Source organism: Metabacillus idriensis, from assembly GCF_050483325.1.
In the GTDB taxonomy this organism is placed as follows: Bacteria; Bacillota; Bacilli; order Bacillales; family Bacillaceae; genus Bacillus_P; species Bacillus_P idriensis_A.
Genome location: NZ_JBCMYF010000012.1, coordinates 199,775 through 218,670, shown reverse-complemented (window position 1 = coordinate 218,670; position 18,896 = coordinate 199,775). Strand labels below are relative to the sequence as shown.

General features: G+C 41.4%; 22 protein-coding genes. 13 read left to right on the top strand and 9 right to left on the bottom strand.

Annotated features, from left to right (window positions below):
• Positions 1-299: 299 nt before the first annotated feature.
• From ABEQ24_RS09425 to ABEQ24_RS09415, 3 genes are all read right to left on the bottom strand, one after another.
• Entirely contained in the window at positions 300-2,042 is a 1,743-nt protein-coding gene (locus ABEQ24_RS09425) for an ABC transporter ATP-binding protein (RefSeq protein WP_430006544.1), read from the bottom strand.
• 200 nt (positions 2,043-2,242) lie between these two features.
• Positions 2,243-2,773 carry a nucleoside tri-diphosphate phosphatase gene (gene ntdP, locus ABEQ24_RS09420; RefSeq protein ID WP_133313127.1) on the bottom strand — a complete coding sequence of 177 codons (531 nt, stop codon included), beginning with the start codon at positions 2,771-2,773 and terminating at the stop codon, positions 2,243-2,245.
• Positions 2,774-2,916: 143 nt separating this feature from the next.
• The gene (locus ABEQ24_RS09415) at positions 2,917-3,171 is read right to left on the bottom strand and encodes a YgaB family protein (RefSeq protein WP_430006543.1); all 255 of its coding nucleotides are present in this window, start codon (positions 3,169-3,171) and stop codon (positions 2,917-2,919) included.
• Positions 3,172-3,398: 227 nt separating this feature from the next.
• Between ABEQ24_RS09415 and ABEQ24_RS09410 the strand changes: the two genes are divergently transcribed.
• Both ABEQ24_RS09410 and ABEQ24_RS09405 read left to right on the top strand, forming a co-directional pair.
• Positions 3,399-3,950, top strand: coding sequence for a methyltransferase family protein (locus ABEQ24_RS09410; protein ID WP_430006542.1), 552 nt, complete (start codon positions 3,399-3,401; stop codon positions 3,948-3,950).
• Positions 3,951-3,971: 21 nt separating this feature from the next.
• Positions 3,972-5,480: a phytoene desaturase family protein gene (locus ABEQ24_RS09405; RefSeq protein ID WP_430006541.1), complete on the top strand. Its 1,509-nt coding sequence runs from the start codon at positions 3,972-3,974 to the stop codon at positions 5,478-5,480.
• Between the two features lie 982 nt (positions 5,481-6,462).
• On the opposite strand, the gene ABEQ24_RS09400 is transcribed toward ABEQ24_RS09405, so the two are convergent.
• A complete protein-coding gene (locus tag ABEQ24_RS09400; protein WP_430006540.1) occupies positions 6,463-6,651 on the bottom strand; it encodes a gamma-type small acid-soluble spore protein in 189 nt (62 codons plus the stop codon).
• A gap of 96 nt (positions 6,652-6,747) precedes the next feature.
• Positions 6,748-7,500: an enoyl-[acyl-carrier-protein] reductase FabL gene (gene fabL / locus ABEQ24_RS09395; protein ID WP_430006539.1), complete on the bottom strand. Its 753-nt coding sequence runs from the start codon at positions 7,498-7,500 to the stop codon at positions 6,748-6,750.
• 88 nt (positions 7,501-7,588) lie between these two features.
• Between fabL and ABEQ24_RS09390 the strand changes: the two genes are divergently transcribed.
• Positions 7,589-7,813, top strand: coding sequence for a hypothetical protein (locus tag ABEQ24_RS09390; protein ID WP_070879726.1), 225 nt, complete (start codon positions 7,589-7,591; stop codon positions 7,811-7,813).
• Positions 7,814-8,100: 287 nt separating this feature from the next.
• Here ABEQ24_RS09390 and mutY read toward each other — a convergent pair whose 3' ends face one another.
• Complete coding sequence (gene mutY / locus ABEQ24_RS09385; RefSeq protein WP_430006538.1) at positions 8,101-9,189, bottom strand: A/G-specific adenine glycosylase; 1,089 nt, start codon at positions 9,187-9,189, stop codon at positions 8,101-8,103.
• Between the two features lie 297 nt (positions 9,190-9,486).
• On the opposite strand from mutY, the gene ABEQ24_RS09380 reads away from it, so the two are divergent.
• On the top strand, positions 9,487-10,467 hold the full coding sequence (locus ABEQ24_RS09380) for a metal-dependent hydrolase (protein ID WP_430006537.1): 981 nt from the start codon (positions 9,487-9,489) through the stop codon (positions 10,465-10,467).
• Positions 10,468-10,496: 29 nt separating this feature from the next.
• Here ABEQ24_RS09380 and ABEQ24_RS09375 read toward each other — a convergent pair whose 3' ends face one another.
• Positions 10,497-10,766 (bottom strand): YfhJ family protein, encoded by a 270-nt coding sequence (locus ABEQ24_RS09375; RefSeq protein WP_070879724.1) that lies wholly within the window; start codon positions 10,764-10,766, stop codon positions 10,497-10,499.
• 114 nt (positions 10,767-10,880) lie between these two features.
• On the opposite strand from ABEQ24_RS09375, the gene ABEQ24_RS09370 reads away from it, so the two are divergent.
• Both ABEQ24_RS09370 and ABEQ24_RS09365 read left to right on the top strand, forming a co-directional pair.
• A complete protein-coding gene (locus ABEQ24_RS09370; protein ID WP_070879723.1) occupies positions 10,881-11,045 on the top strand; it encodes a small, acid-soluble spore protein K in 165 nt (54 codons plus the stop codon).
• 30 nt (positions 11,046-11,075) lie between these two features.
• On the top strand, positions 11,076-11,234 hold the full coding sequence (locus ABEQ24_RS09365) for a YpzG family protein (protein WP_083328407.1): 159 nt from the start codon (positions 11,076-11,078) through the stop codon (positions 11,232-11,234).
• Between the two features lie 39 nt (positions 11,235-11,273).
• Here ABEQ24_RS09365 and ABEQ24_RS09360 read toward each other — a convergent pair whose 3' ends face one another.
• Positions 11,274-11,612 (bottom strand): YfhH family protein, encoded by a 339-nt coding sequence (locus tag ABEQ24_RS09360; RefSeq protein WP_430006536.1) that lies wholly within the window; start codon positions 11,610-11,612, stop codon positions 11,274-11,276.
• A gap of 70 nt (positions 11,613-11,682) precedes the next feature.
• Between ABEQ24_RS09360 and ABEQ24_RS09355 the strand changes: the two genes are divergently transcribed.
• A complete protein-coding gene (locus tag ABEQ24_RS09355) occupies positions 11,683-12,354 on the top strand; it encodes an SDR family NAD(P)-dependent oxidoreductase (protein ID WP_430006535.1) in 672 nt (223 codons plus the stop codon).
• A 5-nt stretch (positions 12,355-12,359) separates the two neighbouring features.
• Here the strand turns inward: ABEQ24_RS09355 and recX are convergent, their stop codons facing one another.
• Positions 12,360-13,169 carry a recombination regulator RecX gene (gene recX / locus ABEQ24_RS09350; RefSeq protein WP_430006534.1) on the bottom strand — a complete coding sequence of 270 codons (810 nt, stop codon included), beginning with the start codon at positions 13,167-13,169 and terminating at the stop codon, positions 12,360-12,362.
• A gap of 111 nt (positions 13,170-13,280) precedes the next feature.
• Between recX and ABEQ24_RS09345 the strand changes: the two genes are divergently transcribed.
• The 6 genes from ABEQ24_RS09345 to ABEQ24_RS09320 all read left to right on the top strand — a co-directional run bounded on the left by ABEQ24_RS09345 (position 13,281) and on the right by ABEQ24_RS09320 (position 18,766).
• Positions 13,281-14,183: a TIGR01777 family oxidoreductase gene (locus tag ABEQ24_RS09345; RefSeq protein WP_430006533.1), complete on the top strand. Its 903-nt coding sequence runs from the start codon at positions 13,281-13,283 to the stop codon at positions 14,181-14,183.
• 24 nt (positions 14,184-14,207) lie between these two features.
• On the top strand, positions 14,208-15,335 hold the full coding sequence (locus ABEQ24_RS09340; RefSeq protein ID WP_430006532.1) for an amidohydrolase: 1,128 nt from the start codon (positions 14,208-14,210) through the stop codon (positions 15,333-15,335).
• A 459-nt stretch (positions 15,336-15,794) separates the two neighbouring features.
• Positions 15,795-16,352, top strand: coding sequence for a GNAT family N-acetyltransferase (locus tag ABEQ24_RS09335; protein WP_430006531.1), 558 nt, complete (start codon positions 15,795-15,797; stop codon positions 16,350-16,352).
• A 329-nt stretch (positions 16,353-16,681) separates the two neighbouring features.
• Entirely contained in the window at positions 16,682-16,810 is a 129-nt protein-coding gene (locus ABEQ24_RS09330; protein ID WP_083328406.1) for a YfhE family protein, read from the top strand.
• An 84-nt stretch (positions 16,811-16,894) separates the two neighbouring features.
• Positions 16,895-17,077: a YfhD family protein gene (locus tag ABEQ24_RS09325; RefSeq protein WP_430006530.1), complete on the top strand. Its 183-nt coding sequence runs from the start codon at positions 16,895-16,897 to the stop codon at positions 17,075-17,077.
• A gap of 483 nt (positions 17,078-17,560) precedes the next feature.
• Positions 17,561-18,766, top strand: a complete 1,206-nt coding sequence (locus ABEQ24_RS09320; protein WP_430006529.1) for an MFS transporter — start codon at positions 17,561-17,563, stop codon at positions 18,764-18,766.
• The last annotated feature ends 130 nt before the right edge of the window (positions 18,767-18,896 follow it).

The following is an 18,896-nucleotide window of genomic DNA, read 5'->3' as shown; positions in this document are numbered from 1 at the left end:
TAAAAACATATGATGTCGGATCATCCTCTATGCTCTCTCTTGATATTTCTGTAAGATACTATTCAAAATACAAAAAAATTGGATATGTACAAATTATAGACTAAAAATTCTAAATATTAAAATGGTTCTTTGTACCTAAATAATTTTATTACATTACTTTAATAAAGTGATTATGTTAATTAAACTCATGTCTTTTTGATCATAAAAAATAAGCAATCCAGAAAGGATTGCTTATTTTTACTTATTATGGAATTCATTTCGCCTAAAGAAGGGATTTTATTATGATAGAAAAACATGGACTAATCTAATTGCTGAATTTGGAATAGAGAATAATAATGGCCTTGTTTCTCCATTAGTTCCGCATGAGTTCCCTGTTCTGCAATTTTTCCGTTTTCTACGACTACAATTTTATCAGCATGGGTGATGGTTGAAAGACGATGAGCTACGATAAACGTCGTCCGGTCCAGAGCAAGTTTCTCAAGAGCTTCCTGTATCAGGTGCTCGCTTTCTAAATCAAGAGCTGACGTTGCTTCATCAAGAACAAGTATTGGCGGATTCTTTAAGAACACTCTCGCAATCGCAAGTCTTTGTTTTTGACCCCCGGAAAGTTTAACGCCGCGTTCACCGACTTTCGTATTATAGCCCTCAGGAAAGCCTAATATGAAATCATGCGCGTTTGCTGCTCTTGCCGCTTCAAACACTTCTTCATCCGTTGCTCCAGGCTTGCCGATCAGAATATTTTCTTTAACAGACTGGCTGAATAAGAATGTATCCTGCAGCACCATTCCAATTTGATCTCTCAGGCTTTGAGCACGGTAGTCTCTTATATCTGTTCCATCAAGAAGAATGCGTCCTTCAGAAACATCGTAAAAACGCGGAATTAAGCTGATGAAGGTTGATTTTCCGCCTCCGCTCATTCCTACTAATGCAACCGTTTCCCCTCTGTTCACTTTTAACGAGACATTGTCGAGGATCATCGGCTCTTTCTCCCCATATTTGAACGACACTTCTTCAAATTCAATTGTGCCGTTTACTGCTTTTGCTTCGATCGCATTGGGTTTATCCGTAATATCATACTTTTCGTCAATCAATTCAAACACACGGTCCATCGATGCCAAGGCCTGAGTGAGAGTAGTTGATGATGTAACCAGACGTCTTAGCGGATTATAAAGCTGATCAATATAGGCAATAAATGCTACCATTGTCCCGACTGTCATGTTCCCATGAATAACCTGATAGGCTGCAAATGAAATAACAAGCAGCGGGGCAACATCCGTAATGGTATTCACAACGGCAAATGTCTTCGCATTCCAGCTAGTATGGTCGAGTGCTTTGGTTAAAAAGTTATGATTTTCTTTATTAAATTCAGCCTGCTCATGATCTTCAATGGCAAAACTGCGGATGACAGGCATTCCCTGAACCCGCTCATGAAGATGTCCCTGAACCTGGGCCAATGCTTGTGAGCGGACCCGTGTCAGATGTCTCAGCTTACCGTAAAAGTATTTAACCGAAAAGCCGTAAAGAGGAAACAGAATAATGGAAACGAGTGTGAGCTTGAAATCCATCGTAAACATGATAATCACTGCGATTACGATTGTAAAAATATCAAGCCATACGTTCATCAGACCGGTGATGACAAAGTTTTTCGTTTGTTCAACATCGTTTATAATCCTTGAGATAATTTCTCCCGCTCTTGTATTTGCGTAGTAGCGGAGACTGAGCTTCTGCAGATGGGTAAACAGGCTGTCTCTTATATCATAAAGGATTTTGCTCCCTGTCCATTGGGCAAAATATTGACGGTAATATTCTATTGGCGGTCTGACAATAAGGAAGATGGCAAACATGATTCCCATGATTGTCAGCAGCTTTGCCGTTTTTTCATCAGCTGACATTTTCCCGCCTAATATATCATCGACTACATACTTAAGCAGCAGCGGTGTTAATAAAGGAATAGAGAATTTAATAATTCCAATAAGGATTGTTCCCGCAATTTGCAATTTATAAGGTTTGACGAACTTCATGTAACGCTTTACTGAACTCAAGGGCCTTGTCTCCCCCTTTCTATATCTATTTTGTGCGCAGCAAATCATCTCATACGTGCCGCTGCCTCGCCTATATCACTAACAAGTATATCCCGGCAAAAAGAATAAGCCTGTTTATAAACAGGCTTTCAGGTTAAGCATCCCCGAATCTGCTATCTATTTGCTGTACATCAGGAAGTGTGAACTGATAACAAATCATTTTACTTTACATGTGTTAAATAACGTTCATACCACTCATCGATAAATTCCGCTGAGAACGGTCCTTTCTGCTGTCTGATCCAGCGCAGCAGTTTTTCAAGGTTGCTCTTCAAAATCAAATCGATGACATCAGGATAATTCATTTTTTTTCGGTGATATTCATATTCATCTTCATCTAAAATGATATAGGTCATATCAGGAAAAATTTTAACATCAAGGTCATAATCTATGTATTTCAGCGCTTCATCGTCCCAAGCGAATGGCGAGCTTATGTTGCAATAATAATATATGCCGTCTTCCCGGATCATCCCTATTACGTTAAACCAGTACTTTGTATGAAAGTAACAAATCGCAGGTTCACGGGTAATCCATGTGCGGCCATCAGATTCTGTCACAACTGTACGGTCATTTCCGCCGATAATACAATGCTGACTAGCCTTTAATACGGTTGTTTCATCCCAAATTCGGTGAATATGCCCATCATGTTTGTAACTATGAATTTGTATGTTATCTCCTTCCTTGGGAAATCCCATTTTGCTCCCCTACTTTCCGTATCGCCGCTTTGCTGAAAAGGGCAAAGGTCTTCAATTATTTGTTTTTACTATTATACCGTTTGCAGGAAAAAAAAGAAAATAAAAGAGCCGCCCGGGGTTAGGCTGACTCTTAAGATAACCTTTTATTTATGCAGCGGCTCCGCAGCCTGATATGAACGGATGACCTCTTCTGTCTGCTTTTCAAACACCTTCTGAATCATATGCAGCTCATCCTTCATAAAATGGATCTCAGACTCAATCTCCTTGCATTGTATTCTATCAGGAAGATTATTCAGCTGCTCTTTTAACTCCTGGCATCTCTCAATTTCGGACTGCAGGCTCAGCAGCTTCTCCATCGTCTGAAGCTGATTTCCGACTAATTGATCAAATTCTTTCAATCTAATGACACCTCTTTCTTTTCTCCTGCTGATTTGTACACGTATTATTTCTTCTCAGCAAATGATTTTCCTTTGACTTTATATGTTGAGGAATAAGAGGTTTTGTCGGATGTGTAATCTGATTACAGCACATTGAGATTCCTGATTTTAGTTTGTATCGATTAAAATGAGGGAAACGCTAAGCAATCTGAATTTTCTTGAAAAAATTAAGGCGGTGCACGTTCATCATGATTTCCCTTCTGTTTTTTATCATCACTGCTATCTGGATTGCTGAATTCATCCTTTACCGCGATAGGGAATTCACAGAAGAAGAAACAAATGAGAAGCGCTCTTACCCCTTTATCTTCCTTGTTTTCGCTTCAACGATCATAAGTGCGGTTTTAATGAAAGAATGGCGGATATTTTACTTGGAAAATACCCTTATTCAATTAATAGGACTGATGCTTTTTGCGGCTGGAGTTTTCTTAAGATACTGGGGGATTGTCCACCTGCGTCAGCAATTCACAAGGCATGTATCCGTCCGCATAAACGACGAACTTGTAAGCTCAGGTCCGTACAGGCTGCTCAGACATCCGCTTTATACCGGGCTTTTGCTGATCATAATCGGGATTTGTCTTTCTCTGGGCAATATTGTCCTTGCTATTGTTGGCGGATCTGCCGGAGCATTCACCTTAATTCAAAGGATCCGCATTGAAGAAAGAATGCTCATTAAAGCATATGGAGAAGAATACCGGAGCTTTGCAAAAAAAAGATACCGGCTCTTCCCCCCTTTTTATTAACTATTAACCGGAGGTGCTGGAATGATCAATCAAAAAAAGAAAGCTATTGTAATCGGAGCGGGGCTTGGAGGAATGTCTGCTGCCATTCGGCTGTCTGCAGATGGATATGATGTAACCGTCCTTGAGAAAAACAGCAATGTTGGCGGAAAACTAAATCGCCGCTCAGGCAAAGGATTCACTTTTGATACAGGACCTTCCATCTTAACGATGCCATGGGTGCTCGAGCAGCTGTTCAGAAGTGTAAACAGGCACTTGGAAGACTACATAACGGTGGAACGGGTAGAGCCTCAATGGCGAACGTTTTTTGAAGACGGCACAAAAATTGATGTTTCAAGCGACCTTCCGACAATGATCGCTGAAATGGCAAAGGTATCTAAGGAGCCACATGGCAGCCTTAGCAGCCTTCTTACCTACAGTGAAAAAATGTATGAACTTTGTTTGAAAAGTTTTTATAAATTCAGCCTTGAAGATTTAAAGGATTTAAAGAAACATCATACTCTGAAGGATCTAATGGCAATGGATCCCCTCAGCACGGTTGCAGACGGAACTAAAAAGCATCTGGACAGCAAGTATCTGCAGCAGCTGTTCAATTTTTTCGTCATGTATGTGGGATCTAACCCATATTCCGCACCAGCCATCCTTAATCAGCTGATATATGTGCAGCTCGGACTTGGCATTCACTATGTAAAAGGCGGGATGTACGGAATTGCTGAAGGGATGCAGAAGGTAATGGATGAACTTAGGATTGAAGTCAAAACCAATACCCCTGTAGCTTGCCTTGAGCTGGATGGAAAAACAGTTAAAGGCGTCATGACGGAGAATGGGGATGTTTATCATGCAGATGTCGTAATTTCGAACTTAGAGGCAATCCCTGCATACCGGCATCTTGCTCCTTCAACCGGAGAAGTTAAAAAAGAAATGAAGAAATTGGGCAAAACCTTTACTCCAAGTGTTTCCGGATTAGTGCTGCTGCTTGGCACAGACCGTAAATTTGATGATTTAAAGCATCATAATTTCTTTTTCTCAGAGGATCCGGAAAAAGAATTTCAGCAAATATTCGATCAGGGGGTGCCGGCTGATGACCCGACAATTTATATCGGGATTTCTTCTAGATCTGACGAAAGCCAGGCTCCGGAAGGAAAAGACAATCTATTTGTCCTTACCCACGTTCCTCCTCTAAAGGAAGGGGTTAATACAAGCTTTGATTGGGAGGAGTACCGGGAACTTGTCTTAAACAAACTTGAACGCATGGGGATGAAAGATTTGCGGGGATCCATTGAATTTGAATACCGTTTTACTCCAGAGGACCTTGAGGATCTGTATGGACCAAATGGCGGTTCAATCTATGGTATTGCTTCTGACAAAAAGAAAAACAGCGGATTTAAAATTCCGGCGAAGAGCGATATTTATGAAGGATTGTATTTTGTTGGAGGCTCAACCCATCCAGGCGGCGGCGTTCCGATGGTTACATTGTCAGGCCAGCTTACAGCTGATTTGATTAAGAAGAATGAGCTTGCTTCTGTGAAATAGAAGATTTTGTACACTGATTGCCGTGTTGCCTTTAGGGGTGATGCGGTGTTTTTTTGAGGGTTTATATGTTTTGGAGGTGCGATTTGCTCGGGTGCTAAAATCAAGATTGGGACACTTCAAGGATCCTGCCGATTATGGGAATTGTGTTAAAAACCGATTAGGACAATTTGGACTGAACCGCTCTTTAGGGATGTGTTCCAAATTCCAGATTAGAACACTTTATCCTGAACCACTCTTACCGGAAGTGCTCCAAACTCCAGATTAGAACACTTTATCCTGAACCGCTCTTTCCGGAAGTGCTCCAACCTCCAGATTAGAACACTTTGTCCTGAACCGCTCTTTCCGGAAGTGCTCCAAACTCCAGATTAGAACACTTTGTCCTGAACCGCTCTTTCCGCAAGTGCTCCAACCTCCAGATTAGAACACTTTATCCTGAACCGCTCTTTAGGGATGTGCTCCAACCTCCAAATTAGAACACTTTATCCTGAACCGCTCTTTCCGCAAGTGCTCCAACCTCCAGATTAGAACACTTTATCCTGAACCGCTCTTTCCGCAAGTGCTCCAACCTCCAGATTAGAACACTTTGTCCTGAACCGCTCTTTCCGCAAGTGCTCCAACCTCCAAATTAGAACACGTTATCCTGAACCGCTCTTTCCGCAAGTGCTCCAACCTCCAGATTAGAACACTTTGTCCTGAACCGCTCTTTCCGCAAGTGCTCCAACCTCCAAATTAGAACACTTTATCCTGAACCGCTATTTCCGGAAGTGTTCCAAACTCTCAATTAGATCACGTTAACCTGAACCGCTCTTTCCGGAAGTGTTACAAACTCCAAATTAGAACACTTTATCCTGAACCGCTATTTCGTAAAGTGTTCCAAACTCTCGATTAGATCACTATACCGCCTGTACTTTTGCCACATATTAAAAAAGACACCTCTCCACACAAGGGAGAAGTGTCTCTTTTCGTTTTTTAAACGGTTTGATTATGAGTTTTGGTTCTTTTTAGCTTCAGCTTGCTGGTTATATTTTTTCACTTGTTGAGCATCTGTTTCGCTAGCGAACTCAGCTCCGAATTGTTGTTGACCTTGCGCAGCTTGAGCGTTTTGTTGTTTCACGTGTTGTACGCTAGTGCCAGATTGAGTTTTGTTTGGTTGTTGTTGATTGTTTGCCATGTTTATCACCTCCACGAAATTTATCATGTCCCGGAGGTGAAATTAATATCCAAAGGTTTTTAAATTTTTTTGATTTGCTGACTGCTTCCGCTGATTTTACATTAAAAGAGAACGTCCGCCATCGACGATAATGGTCTGCCCTCTAATCATTGAGGCCTGGTCTGAAACGAGAAATTCAACTGCATCAACCATATCTTCCATATCTACCATGCGTCCTGCAGGTGTCATTCTTTTCGCATCCGCGAGCAGTTCTTCCCGGTTTGGAAAATGCTTCAGCGCTTCTGTATCAACAGCTCCTCCTGAAACAGCATTGACGACAATGTTTTTAGAGGCTAGCTCAACTGCCAAATAACGAGTCAAAGATTCAAGTGCAGCCTTTGATACTCCAACTGTTGTATAATTTTCAAGAACGCGGATTGAACCTAATGAGCTGATGCTGACAATCGTTCCGCCGCCATTTTTCTCCATTCTCTTCGCAGCTTCCTGAGCGCAGAATAAAAGGGCTTTGCTGTTAATATCCATTGTCCAGTCCCAGTGGCTTTCTTCAAGCTCCATTAAAGGTCTTAATACCCCTGATGCAGCATTGTTCACAAATATATCTAAACGGCCGAAGGTTTCATCGATCTCGGCGAACATGTCTTTTATCTTTTCAGGTTTTCCTACGTTTGCTTTAACTACCAGGGCCTTTACTCCAAGCGCTTCAATTTCTTCCGCTGTTTGAAGGGCCGCACCTTTGCTTCTGGCATAATTGATGACGATATTGTATCCCTGCTTAGCAAGACGGAGTGCGATTGCTTTCCCTATTCCCCTGCTGCTTCCTGTAATTAGAGCTGTTTTGTTCTGGTTCATTTTTACATCTCCTTATTTGCTGTTAATCGTATAGTTGCCTTTATTGTATCAAACAATAGGACAAGCGAGTAGTAGAGGAGGATTGCTTATGTATGTAGGCCGTGATATGACTGAATTATCCATGATGTCCATCCACGAGTGGAAAGATAGTGAATTAGCTTACTTCCATCATGGGCTTCAGCAAATGATGCCCTATTTAAACGCCGAAGGACAAACGATACACCGTGAAATCATTCTGGAAATTGAAGAACGCGGCGGTTTAAATCGCAACGAAGCTGATTACACACATGGGACTAAAATAAGTTATGACTAAATAGAAAAGCGGAATCGCCCGGTTAGCTCCGACAGACAGATAAGGATCCGTCAGGAAAGGCGCTTTTTGCCTTTACTGGCGGATCCGTTCTGGCCGAGGAGCTGGGCGATGGAGCTAGACAAATAGAAAAGCGGAGCCGACTGTTCAGACCCGACAGACAGATAAGAAATCACCCGAAAAGTCCGGTTTTGACTTTTTGGGGGATTTTGTTCTGGCCGAGGGGCCTGAGTGTTGAAACTTGGCCCCAATGCGCAAAATTTTATCTTTTCTCATTCTCTAAAAAACAATCACTGCAGCGACATCTTATAAATCTTCTGATGTGAAACAGGAAATGCGTATCTCTGCATTTCAGTTTCTGTCACTTTTACAAGATTTTTATAGCTGCTGCCGTGTTTAAGGTGCCCAATATAGACCGAAATGTTCCAGACTAAATGGGAAAATACATGCTGAATGGTGCCTGTCAGCGGCTCAAGCTCAGCTTCTGTCTCGTATTCATCTCTCAGAAAGGTTACCAGCTGCTCTTTTTGCGAAACGATGTCAATCGTCGTTTCACAGTTTGGGAATTCCCATAAATTAGCAAGCAAACCCGAGGAATTGCGCTTATGAATGTAGTAATGGCCCTCTGCATCTTTCAGAACTGCAGCTGCCATTGTCACTTGCTTGGGCTTTTTCTTTTTGCTTTTTACCGGAAGTTCTCTTTGTACTCCTTCATGAAATGCATGGCAATGCTCTCTCACAGGACACATCAGACAGGACGGTGAGGTTGGCGTACAGATGATTGCGCCAAGCTCCATTAATGCCTGATTAAATTCTGAGGGCTGCTCCTTCGAAATGACCTCATATAGAATGTTTTCAAAAATCGTTCGTGTTTTAGGCTTTGCGATGTCTTCCCAGATTGAAAGAATACGCGACATCACCCTCATCACATTTCCATCTACTGCAGGCTCAGGTACATTATAGGCAATGCTCAGAATGGCTCCTTTTGTATAAGGACCCACCCCTTTTAATTTACTGATCTCCTCTGGTGTATTTGGTACGATTCCGCCGTAGCTGCTCACAACCTCTTTAACAGCCGAATGCAGGTTGCGGACTCTCGAATAATAGCCGAGCCCCTCCCACGCTTTCAAAACATCTTCTTCATCGGCCAAAGCCAAGGCTTCAAGCGTCGGGAATTTTTCTGTGAAGGCAAGAAAATAAGGGATGACTGTGTCTACTCTTGTTTGCTGAAGCATAATTTCAGACACCCAGATTTTATAAGGATCCTGATTAAGTCTCCAGGGCAGATCTCTTTTCTCAAGCAAATACCAGGAGATTAAATCTTTTCTAAAACCTTCTATATTCAATGAGTGTAAATTTTTGTCAATTGAATCGAGCATATTTAAATATCCTCCGCATGTTATTTTTATAGGAAATTTGGGAAAATAAATGGTAGGCTTTCCGCTTGAGTTTAACAAAGTATAGATTTTTGCGCTTTCCTGTCTTTCTGCCTGAGCTAAAACGGGATCTTGCGCTTATCTTAGTTCAACTAAAAAATCATACAGCATTCGCCGCAAATTAAAAAGGGGCAGGCATGCCTTTTCACATAAACCATAAAACTCAGTAATGTATCCTATAAAATAAAGGGATGGGAAAACCCTATTTCATCATATGATTGTGACAGGAGGTTTTAATGAGTGGATACAGGCACACATGTTGTGATGGGGATTGCTCTCGGCGGGCTTGCAACGCTTGATCCGGCTGTTGGCGCAGATCCTGTGACTGCACAGGCCGTTATGATCGGCGCCATCGCAGGGTCTCAGGCGCCGGATCTTGATACTATCTTAAAGTTTAGGAACAACGCTAAATATATACGCAATCACCGTGGCATCACTCACTCGATACCCGCTGTAATTCTTTGGTCCGTGCTGATTACAGTTTTATTGTACTGGATTTTTCCGGGATCTGATTTGCTGCATTTAGCAATATGGACCTCAGTCGCTGTCGTTCTTCATGTATTTGTTGATATTTTCAATGCATACGGAACTCAGGCACTGCGTCCATTTTCACAAAAGTGGATCGCCCTTGGCATGATTAATACCTTCGATCCCTTTTTGTTCCTTATTTATTCAGCAGGCATTGTCGTATGGATATTTGGAGCACCTGCCGGCTACACATTCTTAACAGTGTTTATTGTTGCGTTTGTGTACTACATTCTTCGCTTTATAATGAAAAGAAGGATTGTCCATAAAATCCACAAAAAATATGGCGATGTTGAAAAAATCATTATTTCTCCGACGATGAGATTCAGAAGATGGCGCATCGCGATTATTTCAAAAAACCATTATTATGTTGGACGTTCGCATAATGATGAACTGACAATCCTTGATGAATATGACCGTGTTCCCGTACCGCAAACGGACATCATTATGGCTGCGGAACAGGATGAAAACATTTCCGCATTCCTGTCTTTTTCACCCGTTTACAGGTGGGAGGTTGACGAATATACAGACCATTACGAGGTGAAATACATTGACTTGCGCTACCGGAGCAAAGGCCATTATCCCTTTGTCGCCATCGTTCAGCTCGATCAGGATTTAAACATCGTCAGTTCGTATACAGGCTGGATATTCAGTGAGGAAAAGCTCAGAAAGAAATTGGATTTATTGCCGGAATAAAAAAACTTGGCTAATCGGAGCCAAGTTTTTTAATGCAGCAAATGATCTTCATCATTCAGCAAATGCTTATATTTAGGGTTTGTTGCTAAAAACTCGTGCAAATGCTCACCGTAGTTGGTGATCCACTGCGTCACAATTTTTTCTGTGACATTTTTGCCGCGGTATTTTTCGCCGGCCTTGGCGTAGGTTGCTTCAAAATCCTCCCAAAGAAGTTCGATCCAGGTCCGGGCTTTTTCATAGCTTAAAGACGGATTTTTTTCCATCAGCAATTTGGTTAAACGTTCATAATAAGTTTCCATTTTTCATCACCTCGTGGCATTGATTCACTGCTTATAGTTTTAGCTGCAGCATCACATACTATAAATACGCTTCAGTCACATGAAGCTATTTTAATCCCATTGGAGGTCATACGCATGCGGAATAAAGCAAAAGACTTTCCGATTCAATCCAGCAACAAGTTCGAGGGTGAACCTAGAGCAAAAGACGATTTCGCCTCAAAACGGGCAAATGGGACAATCAACACGAACCCGCAGGAAAGAATGAGAGCTTCAGGCGAACGCAATGATATTGGTTCTTGATTTTGCACAAATTTTGCGGAGGTGCTTATAATGGGTTCAAACCATAAAAAGTTCTACAACAACAGAAGTGCAAATCCGTTTCAGCAGCCTTGGGCCAATCCTAAGCATGCACATGCTCAGGTTAATGGACAGACACAGCAAACCCAAGACTTGATTATATTAGAAGCTCAAACAAGAAAAAGATCTTAGCTTTTCAAGGTATAACGAATCATGCTGAATGATCCAGGTTCAGTGTGGTTCGTTTTCATTCTTTTTTTGTCCAAGCATTGAAATCGGAAGACCTTCTTCTTCGTCTGGCGTTTGCAGACGATTTCCCCAGGCAAATACTCCATTCATGTAGGAGATTTTAAAATAGGTTCCTGGCGCCCCTTCTATTTCATAGATTTCTCCCGGCAAAAAGCTGTCCGGATTCAGCAAATAGGCTTGTGCCATAGTAATTTTACGGTCTAAAACAGCGAACTCATTTATCATGCCCAATTGTTCCGCTTTACGGGCTTTCTCACGCAGCAGGGCAATTTCTGTTTTTAATTCATATTCAGACAAGGTGCTGTAGCGTTTAGTCTGCAAAATGATCATCCTTTCGCAATTCGGTCAATTAAGTATAAACTATAAATATGATTCAGAAGGAGTGAGCAGAATGTCAGCGATCGTTATTACAGGATCCGGTTCAGGGCTGGGGCGAGCACTCGCTCTTCAGTACAGCAAAGATTTTAATGAAATCATTTTAATCGGGAGAAATCTTGAACGGCTTCAGCAAACAAAAGAGATCCTGCAGCAAACGCGGGAGCTTGAAGTGTCTACATATACCGTAAATGTCCAAAATCAAAATGAAGTTATCACATTATGCACATCATTGTTCAAAAAGCATGATGCAGCTGCCCTTATCAATAATGCTGGTGCAGGCCATTTTGGACCTGTCACTTCCTTATCAGGTGATGAGATCAGTGAAATGCTCGACACAAATGTAAAAGGCACCATTTTTTTATCTCAGGCCTTTATTAAAGAGTTTCAGAAAAAAGGGAAAGGCAAAATCATAAACATCATCTCAACCGCCGGACTCCGCGGCAAAGTAAATGAAAGTGTGTATGCCGCATCAAAATTCGCCGTCAGAGGGTTTACAGAAAGTCTTGTAAAAGAGCTTGACGGAACCGGCATTACCATTGCCGGAGCGTACATGGGCGGCATGGATACACCTTTTTGGGACAAAAATGATCACATTAAAGATAAATCCCGTCTGAAATCACCGGAAGAGATCGCAGAAAAAATTTATCGCCTAGATGACGGCAGAGCCGAAATCATTGTAGAGTAGGATCTTTAGTCCTGCTCTTCTTCGTTTAAATAGCGATCGATGATTTCAATCGAGAAACCCTTTCTGTATAAAGCCTGCTTCATTTTCATTTTATATTGTGCCTGCGCTCCTCTGGCATACTTCCTTTTCAGTTTTTCTGCCTGAATCACAAGAGAATTCCACTCTTCATCCTCATTATTTTCATACATGAGCTCTTCTTTTACAATAGAGATGACATCATAACTGAAGCCTTTTCTCATCAGTGTCTGTTCCACTTTTTGCTTAATCTGCACGGTGGAGATCTTCGTTTCTTTACGGACCACTTTTTCTGCATGGACCATCGCCTGTTCCACTTGATCTTCTTTTGAATACTGCTGAAGGGCTTTTTCAGCAGTTTCCTTGCTGATGCCTTTTAATGAAAGCTCCTGTTTCATCACCCCAGGTCCCTTTCCGCCAGTTTTCCAGTGCGTGCGGATATAGGCATCTGCAAACTCTTCATCATTTACATATTTATAGTGCCGCAGCTGATGCATCACTTCTGTGACAACTGGTTCTGCGTATTCCTTTTTAAGAAGCATATCTGCTACTTCTTTTTCAGACCGCATTCTAAAACCTAAAAATTCGATTGCTTTATTAAAAGCTTTTTTTACCGAATCCCCATATTGAATTTCAAGGAGTTCCATCTCATCGAGTTCAAGGCCCTTTTTAAGGCCGAATTTCAAAAGAATATTCTGATCGACACTGAATGCGAATTTCTCGCCGCTGCCGTCATTTAAAAACACGTTAAAACGCTCTTCACTGCTTTTTTGAGCGGTTATTTTCGTTATTGTTGGCATAATCACACCTCATCCCCATCTTATCATAATTCGCCTTCAGAACATTTAAAAAAGGATTATCATGGTTTGATTGCTAACTTATAAGGAAAGAGAATAACAAGGAGTGATACGATGAAAATTGCCATTTCTGGAGGAACTGGTTTTGTAGGACAAAAGCTCACGGACTGCCTTTTAGAAAACGGAAACGAAGTGCTGATTTTAAGCAGATCGAAAAAAGAAAGCACGAACCCCGGGCTGAAGTACGTTGAATGGATGACTGAAGGAGCAGCTCCTGAAAGGGAATTAGAAGGAATAGACGCATTCATTAACCTTGCGGGAAAATCTATTAATGACCGCTGGACTGAAGAATCAAAAAAGCAGATTGTTGAAAGCCGCGTCAAATCAACTCGTAAAGTCTATAGAATTATTGACACTTTGAAAAAAAAGCCGGAAGTGCTGATAAATGCGAGTGCGGTCGGTATTTACGGAACTTCTGAAGAAAAAACATTTACAGAAGAATCCCGTCCAAAAGCAGCAGACTTCCTTTCTGAAACGGTCATCAAATGGGAGAAAGAAGCAGCAAAAATATCCGAACTTGGGGTGCGGACGGTATTTACCCGCTTTGGCATTATTTTAGGAGAAAAAGGCGCACTTCCTTCGATTGTCCTACCTTATAAATTATTTGCAGGAGGAACGGTTGGCTCCGGCACACAATGGCTGTCATGGATTCATATAAATGATGTAGTGAAACTTATTCACTTTTTGCTACATCAAAAATCGATTGAAGGTCCTGTGAATGCAGCATCTCCAAACCCTGTTCAAATGAAGGATTTCGGAAAAACGGTTGCAAAAGTGCTGCACCGCCCTCATTGGGTTCCTGCTCCAAGCTTTGCTTTAAAGCTTGCACTCGGGGAAAAAAGCATGCTTGTTCTAAAAGGACAGCGCGTGATTCCGAAAACCGCACTTGAAAATCATTTTCAATTCTCACATCCAGTGCTTGAAGAAGCTCTATCTGACATATTAAAATCCACATAAGGACACTCAGAATAGGAGTTTGACATGGATAGCATTTTATTTAGAAATGCAACAATATACCCCATTACATCAAAAACACTTTATCAATCCGATCTCCTTGTTTCCGAAGGCAAAATTAAGGCGATCGGCAAACATCTGGCTTGCCCTGAAGGAACGAAAATCATTGACTGCAAAGAGCAATTTTTGTTTCCCGGCTTTATTGATGTTCATACACATCTCGGACTATATGACGAAGGAACAGGCTGGGCAGGGAATGATGCCAATGAAACAATTGAAGTGCTCTCCCCGCACATTCGTGCTCTTGACGGAGTTCATCCGCTTGATCAAGGTTTTAAAGATGCGGTTCAATACGGCATTACAACCGTTCATATCATGCCAGGAAGTGCAAACGTGATTGGAGGCACAACATCTGTCATAAAAACTCATGGGGTTAATATTAAAGACATGATCGTTGTTGAAACAGCTGCTTTAAAAATCGCATTCGGCGAAAACCCAAAACGTATTCACAGTCACGGCAATAAAGATTCCATTACGAGAATGGGCATCATGGGGATGCTCAGAGAAGTTTTCTTTAACGTTAAGTACAACAAAGAACCGGATGATTTCAGATCGATTTCCATCCGCAAAGTGCTTAATCGGGAAATACCGGTGCGCATTCATGCTCACCGGGCAGATGATATCCTCTCAGCGATTCGTTTTGCTGAAGAATTCAATCTTGATTTCCGAATTGAACATTGTACAGAAGGACACTTGATTGCCGATGAATTCATCGGAAAAAATATTAAGGTGAGCGTAGGTCCAACGCTTACAAGAAGATCCAAAATTGAGCTTAAGAATAAAAGCTGGCTTACGTATCAAGCATTGGCAGACCGCGGTGTTGAAGTTTCCATTACAACAGACCACCCATACACGCCAATTCAGTATTTAAATGTTGTGGCATCCATCGCCGTAAGAGAAGGTTTTGATGAAAAATTGGCCATGGAAGCGATAACGATTACCGCTGCAAAAAACTTATTAATTGACGACCGGGCCGGGAGTCTTGAAATAGGAAAAGATGCTGACATAGTCCTATGGAATCATCACCCTTTTCACTACCTCGCAAAGCCCGGCCTGACAATGATTAACGGAGAAATTGTCTTTCAAAAAACCTGAATATTCCTGCCTGTAATATGTGCAAATTATGGCATAAAAAAATGTGCTCAAATTCATAAAAAATTAACAAAAAAAATTGTTTCATTTTGAAAAAAAATCGAGTATGATACGAGAGGAAAGAGTAATAAGCTAGAAAAGCGGAAGCGCCCGTTTAGCTCCGACAGACAGATAAGAAATCACCCGAAAAGTCCGCTTTTGACTTTTTGGGGGATTTCGTTCTGGCCGAGGAGTTGGGCGCTGCAGCTGGACATCGAAACACAGGTCTAAATATTGATGAAGTTATTACTAAAAACCGAATGATGCAAATGCGTGGGAAGGCAAATGGTGCGCCACCAGTAAACTGGTCCTAGTGGGTTCGATTCCCACCCCGAAATTTTTTTATCTAATTTAAAAAATTTCGAGGGTGGGACTTTAACACGACAAGTCTGTAAGTCTGCCCTCTGGTTGGAGGGATAGCAGATGCTAAAAAAACGTGATATTCAAGACAGTCAGCCGCTATATGATCAAATGGTTCACCCTGATGTCTTCCCTTTTGTGCGCCACAAAGCAGCATCAATTGATGAATATCTTTTTTTAACAAAACAAACGATTGAAGCAGAAGAGCGCGGGGAATTGATTTCACGTACCATTCTCGATGAATGGGGCTCTCCAATCGGAACCATCAGCTTATTTGATATTCAGGACAATGCCGGATTTCTTGGAACATGGCTCGGGAAATCATTCCACGGAAAAGGCTATAACCAGGCAGCAAAAGATGCTTTTTTCAACGAACTCTTTTTTGAGCTTGACATTGAACGTATTTTTCTCCGGATCAGAAAGAAAAACGTACGCTCAACAAAAGCCGCTGAAAAGCTGCCTTACGTTGTAAATGCAAACGAATTAAGAAAGCCTCTTCTTGACGAAATCAATCAGGGCGAGGATATTTACAACTTATACGAAATTTCTAAAGACCTATATACTTTTTATACGATGCGCACCGCCTCAGAAATGGAAGAACAGCATCTTAAAGAAGCCTAATGACACTAAACCTGCTCAACATCAATTCGAGCAGGTTTTTTAGTATGAGATTCTATAAAGATGACAAAAATAGTGCTGACACCAAGAAAAGCGCAAGTGCCCGTTTAGCTCCGACAGACAGATAAGAAATCACCCGAAAAGTCCGGTTTTGACTTTTTGGGGGATTTTGTTCTGGCCGAGGAGTTGGGCGGTGGAGCTAGACAGCGAAGCGCAAAATTTTATACTTTCTTTTCTACTAAGAAAAGTCTAAGCGCCCGTTTATCGCATAAGCTTGCCACCAAAGCGCAAACAGTGTACTTTCTCATGACATAAAAGAAAGGGTGAACGAAATGGCAGATAAAAGAAAACGCGAAAAAACCCGCAATTCTTTAAGCGGTGCACAGGAAGTTACCTATTCAAGAGCATTTAAGATGGCTGACCGTGCCGGCGGATACATAAACAGCAAATCAAGTCATTAACTGCCAGCATACCTTCCTCCTGTTCAGATCAAACTAAATATGAACACACATTGATGTTCAAGCTACCTTCAGGAGGGCTAAAAAATGGGCAGAGCGAACAGCCAGCATTCTAGAAGCAAAGGCAAAAATAATTTGGCACAGGTTCCAAAAAATCTTAAAAAAGAATCTGACGGAGTTTATGAAGAATATTCGGCTGAACTCGCAGATCAAGCAGATAAAACGGCTCAAGCAAGAGCAAAAGCTGCTGATGAGCGTCAAGGGAAGTAAAAGATTTAGACATGATTTTAAAGAGGGAGTGCATGAGGCACTCTCTTTTTATTTTCCTTTAAATCACCTGTGGATAAAACAATCCACACACCTGTGGGTATTGTGGATAACATTAATCAACCGCTTATTAATACAGTTAAATAAAAAATTGTCAGATTTTTTAATAATATTGTGGACAACTGCCCTTTAAATTGTGGATATTGTGTATAAACCTGTGGAGCCTTTATATTTTGCGGATCTTTAATGTTGATAAATATTTAAGGATTTCTGTGCATAATTTCTTTGTTTTTTACAAATTTTAACTATACACCGATGATTGACATCATGATATCCATGAAAGAGCTGCCAGCAGGCAGCTCTTATTTTATTTATCACCTCTCTGTCTAAAACCATGTCATGTTTCCTCACATGAATAAAGAAATTTCAATTATTTAATAGTAGACTAAGTGAATATTTAAAAAATTTAAAACTGGAGTGATGATATTGAAATTACATAACTTGAGAAAAAGCGGTCATGCCCCTTCCCTGTTTGCATCATTTCTTTATTTTGATGTCAGTTTTATGATTTGGGTTTTATTAGGCGCTTTAGGTGTTTATATTACAAAGGATTTTGGGCTGTCACCCGCTGAAAAAGGATTGATTGTTGCGATTCCTATTTTAGGAGGATCATTATTCCGGCTCATTTTAGGTATTCTGACAGATCGCATCGGCCCCCGGAAAACAGCAATTGGCGGTATGCTTGTAACAATGATCCCCCTATTATGGGGATGGTTATCAGGAGAAAGCTTAGCAGAACTTTATATGATTGGAATCTTGCTTGGAGTTGCAGGTGCAAGCTTTGCTGCTGCTCTTCCTATGGCTAGCCGCTGGTACCCTCCGCACTTGCAGGGACTGGCAATGGGGATAGCAGGAGCCGGCAACAGCGGCACCCTTTTTGCAACATTATTTGGTCCGCGTCTTGCAGAGTCCATTGGCTGGCATAATGTAATGGGATTAGCCTTAATCCCTTTATCGATTGTCTTCGTCATTTATGTGTTAATTGCAAAGGACGCTCCATCACAGCCGGCTCCTAAACCTGTCAAAGAATATTTTAATGTATTTAAAATGAAGGATACTTGGTATTTCTGTCTGCTTTACAGTGTAACTTTCGGAGGTTTTATAGGTTTTACCAGCTTTTTAAGCATCTACTTTGTGGATGAGTTCGGTTTAACAAGGGTTAGAGCAGGTGATTTTGTTACATTATGTGTGATCGCAGGCAGCTTCTTTCGTCCAGTGGGAGGATTTATTGCAGATAAGATTGGCGGGGTTAAACTTCTATTGTTCCTGTTTACGGGAGTAGCACTCAGCATGTTTGGGGTCAGCGTGTTATCATCTTTTACAGCCGTCACGGTTCTGCTGTTTCTCGGCATGCTGTTCCTTGGTATGGGGAACGGAGCCGTCTTTCAATTAGTTCCACAGCGATTTCCCGAAGAAATCGGGTTTATTACCGGAATTGTAGGGGCAGCTGGCGGTGTTGGAGGTTTTTTTGTACCAAACATCCTTGGCACCTTAAAACAAATTACCGGAACATACGATGCTGGATTTGCCGTTTTTTCTGTTGTTGGCATTGCTGCACTGACAATCTTGCTATCAGCACAGTTTTCATGGAGAAAGACTTGGGTTATCAGTAAGAAGTCGGTTAAAATTTAATCTTCATCCATTTAGCAAATAAGGTATTAAAATCAAAAACGCTTAGGAAGTTATCTAAGCGTTTTTTTGATTGGAAAGGTCCAGGCATGTTTCAAGCTGTTTTCAACCTGCTTCCTGAACAGTCTTCAAA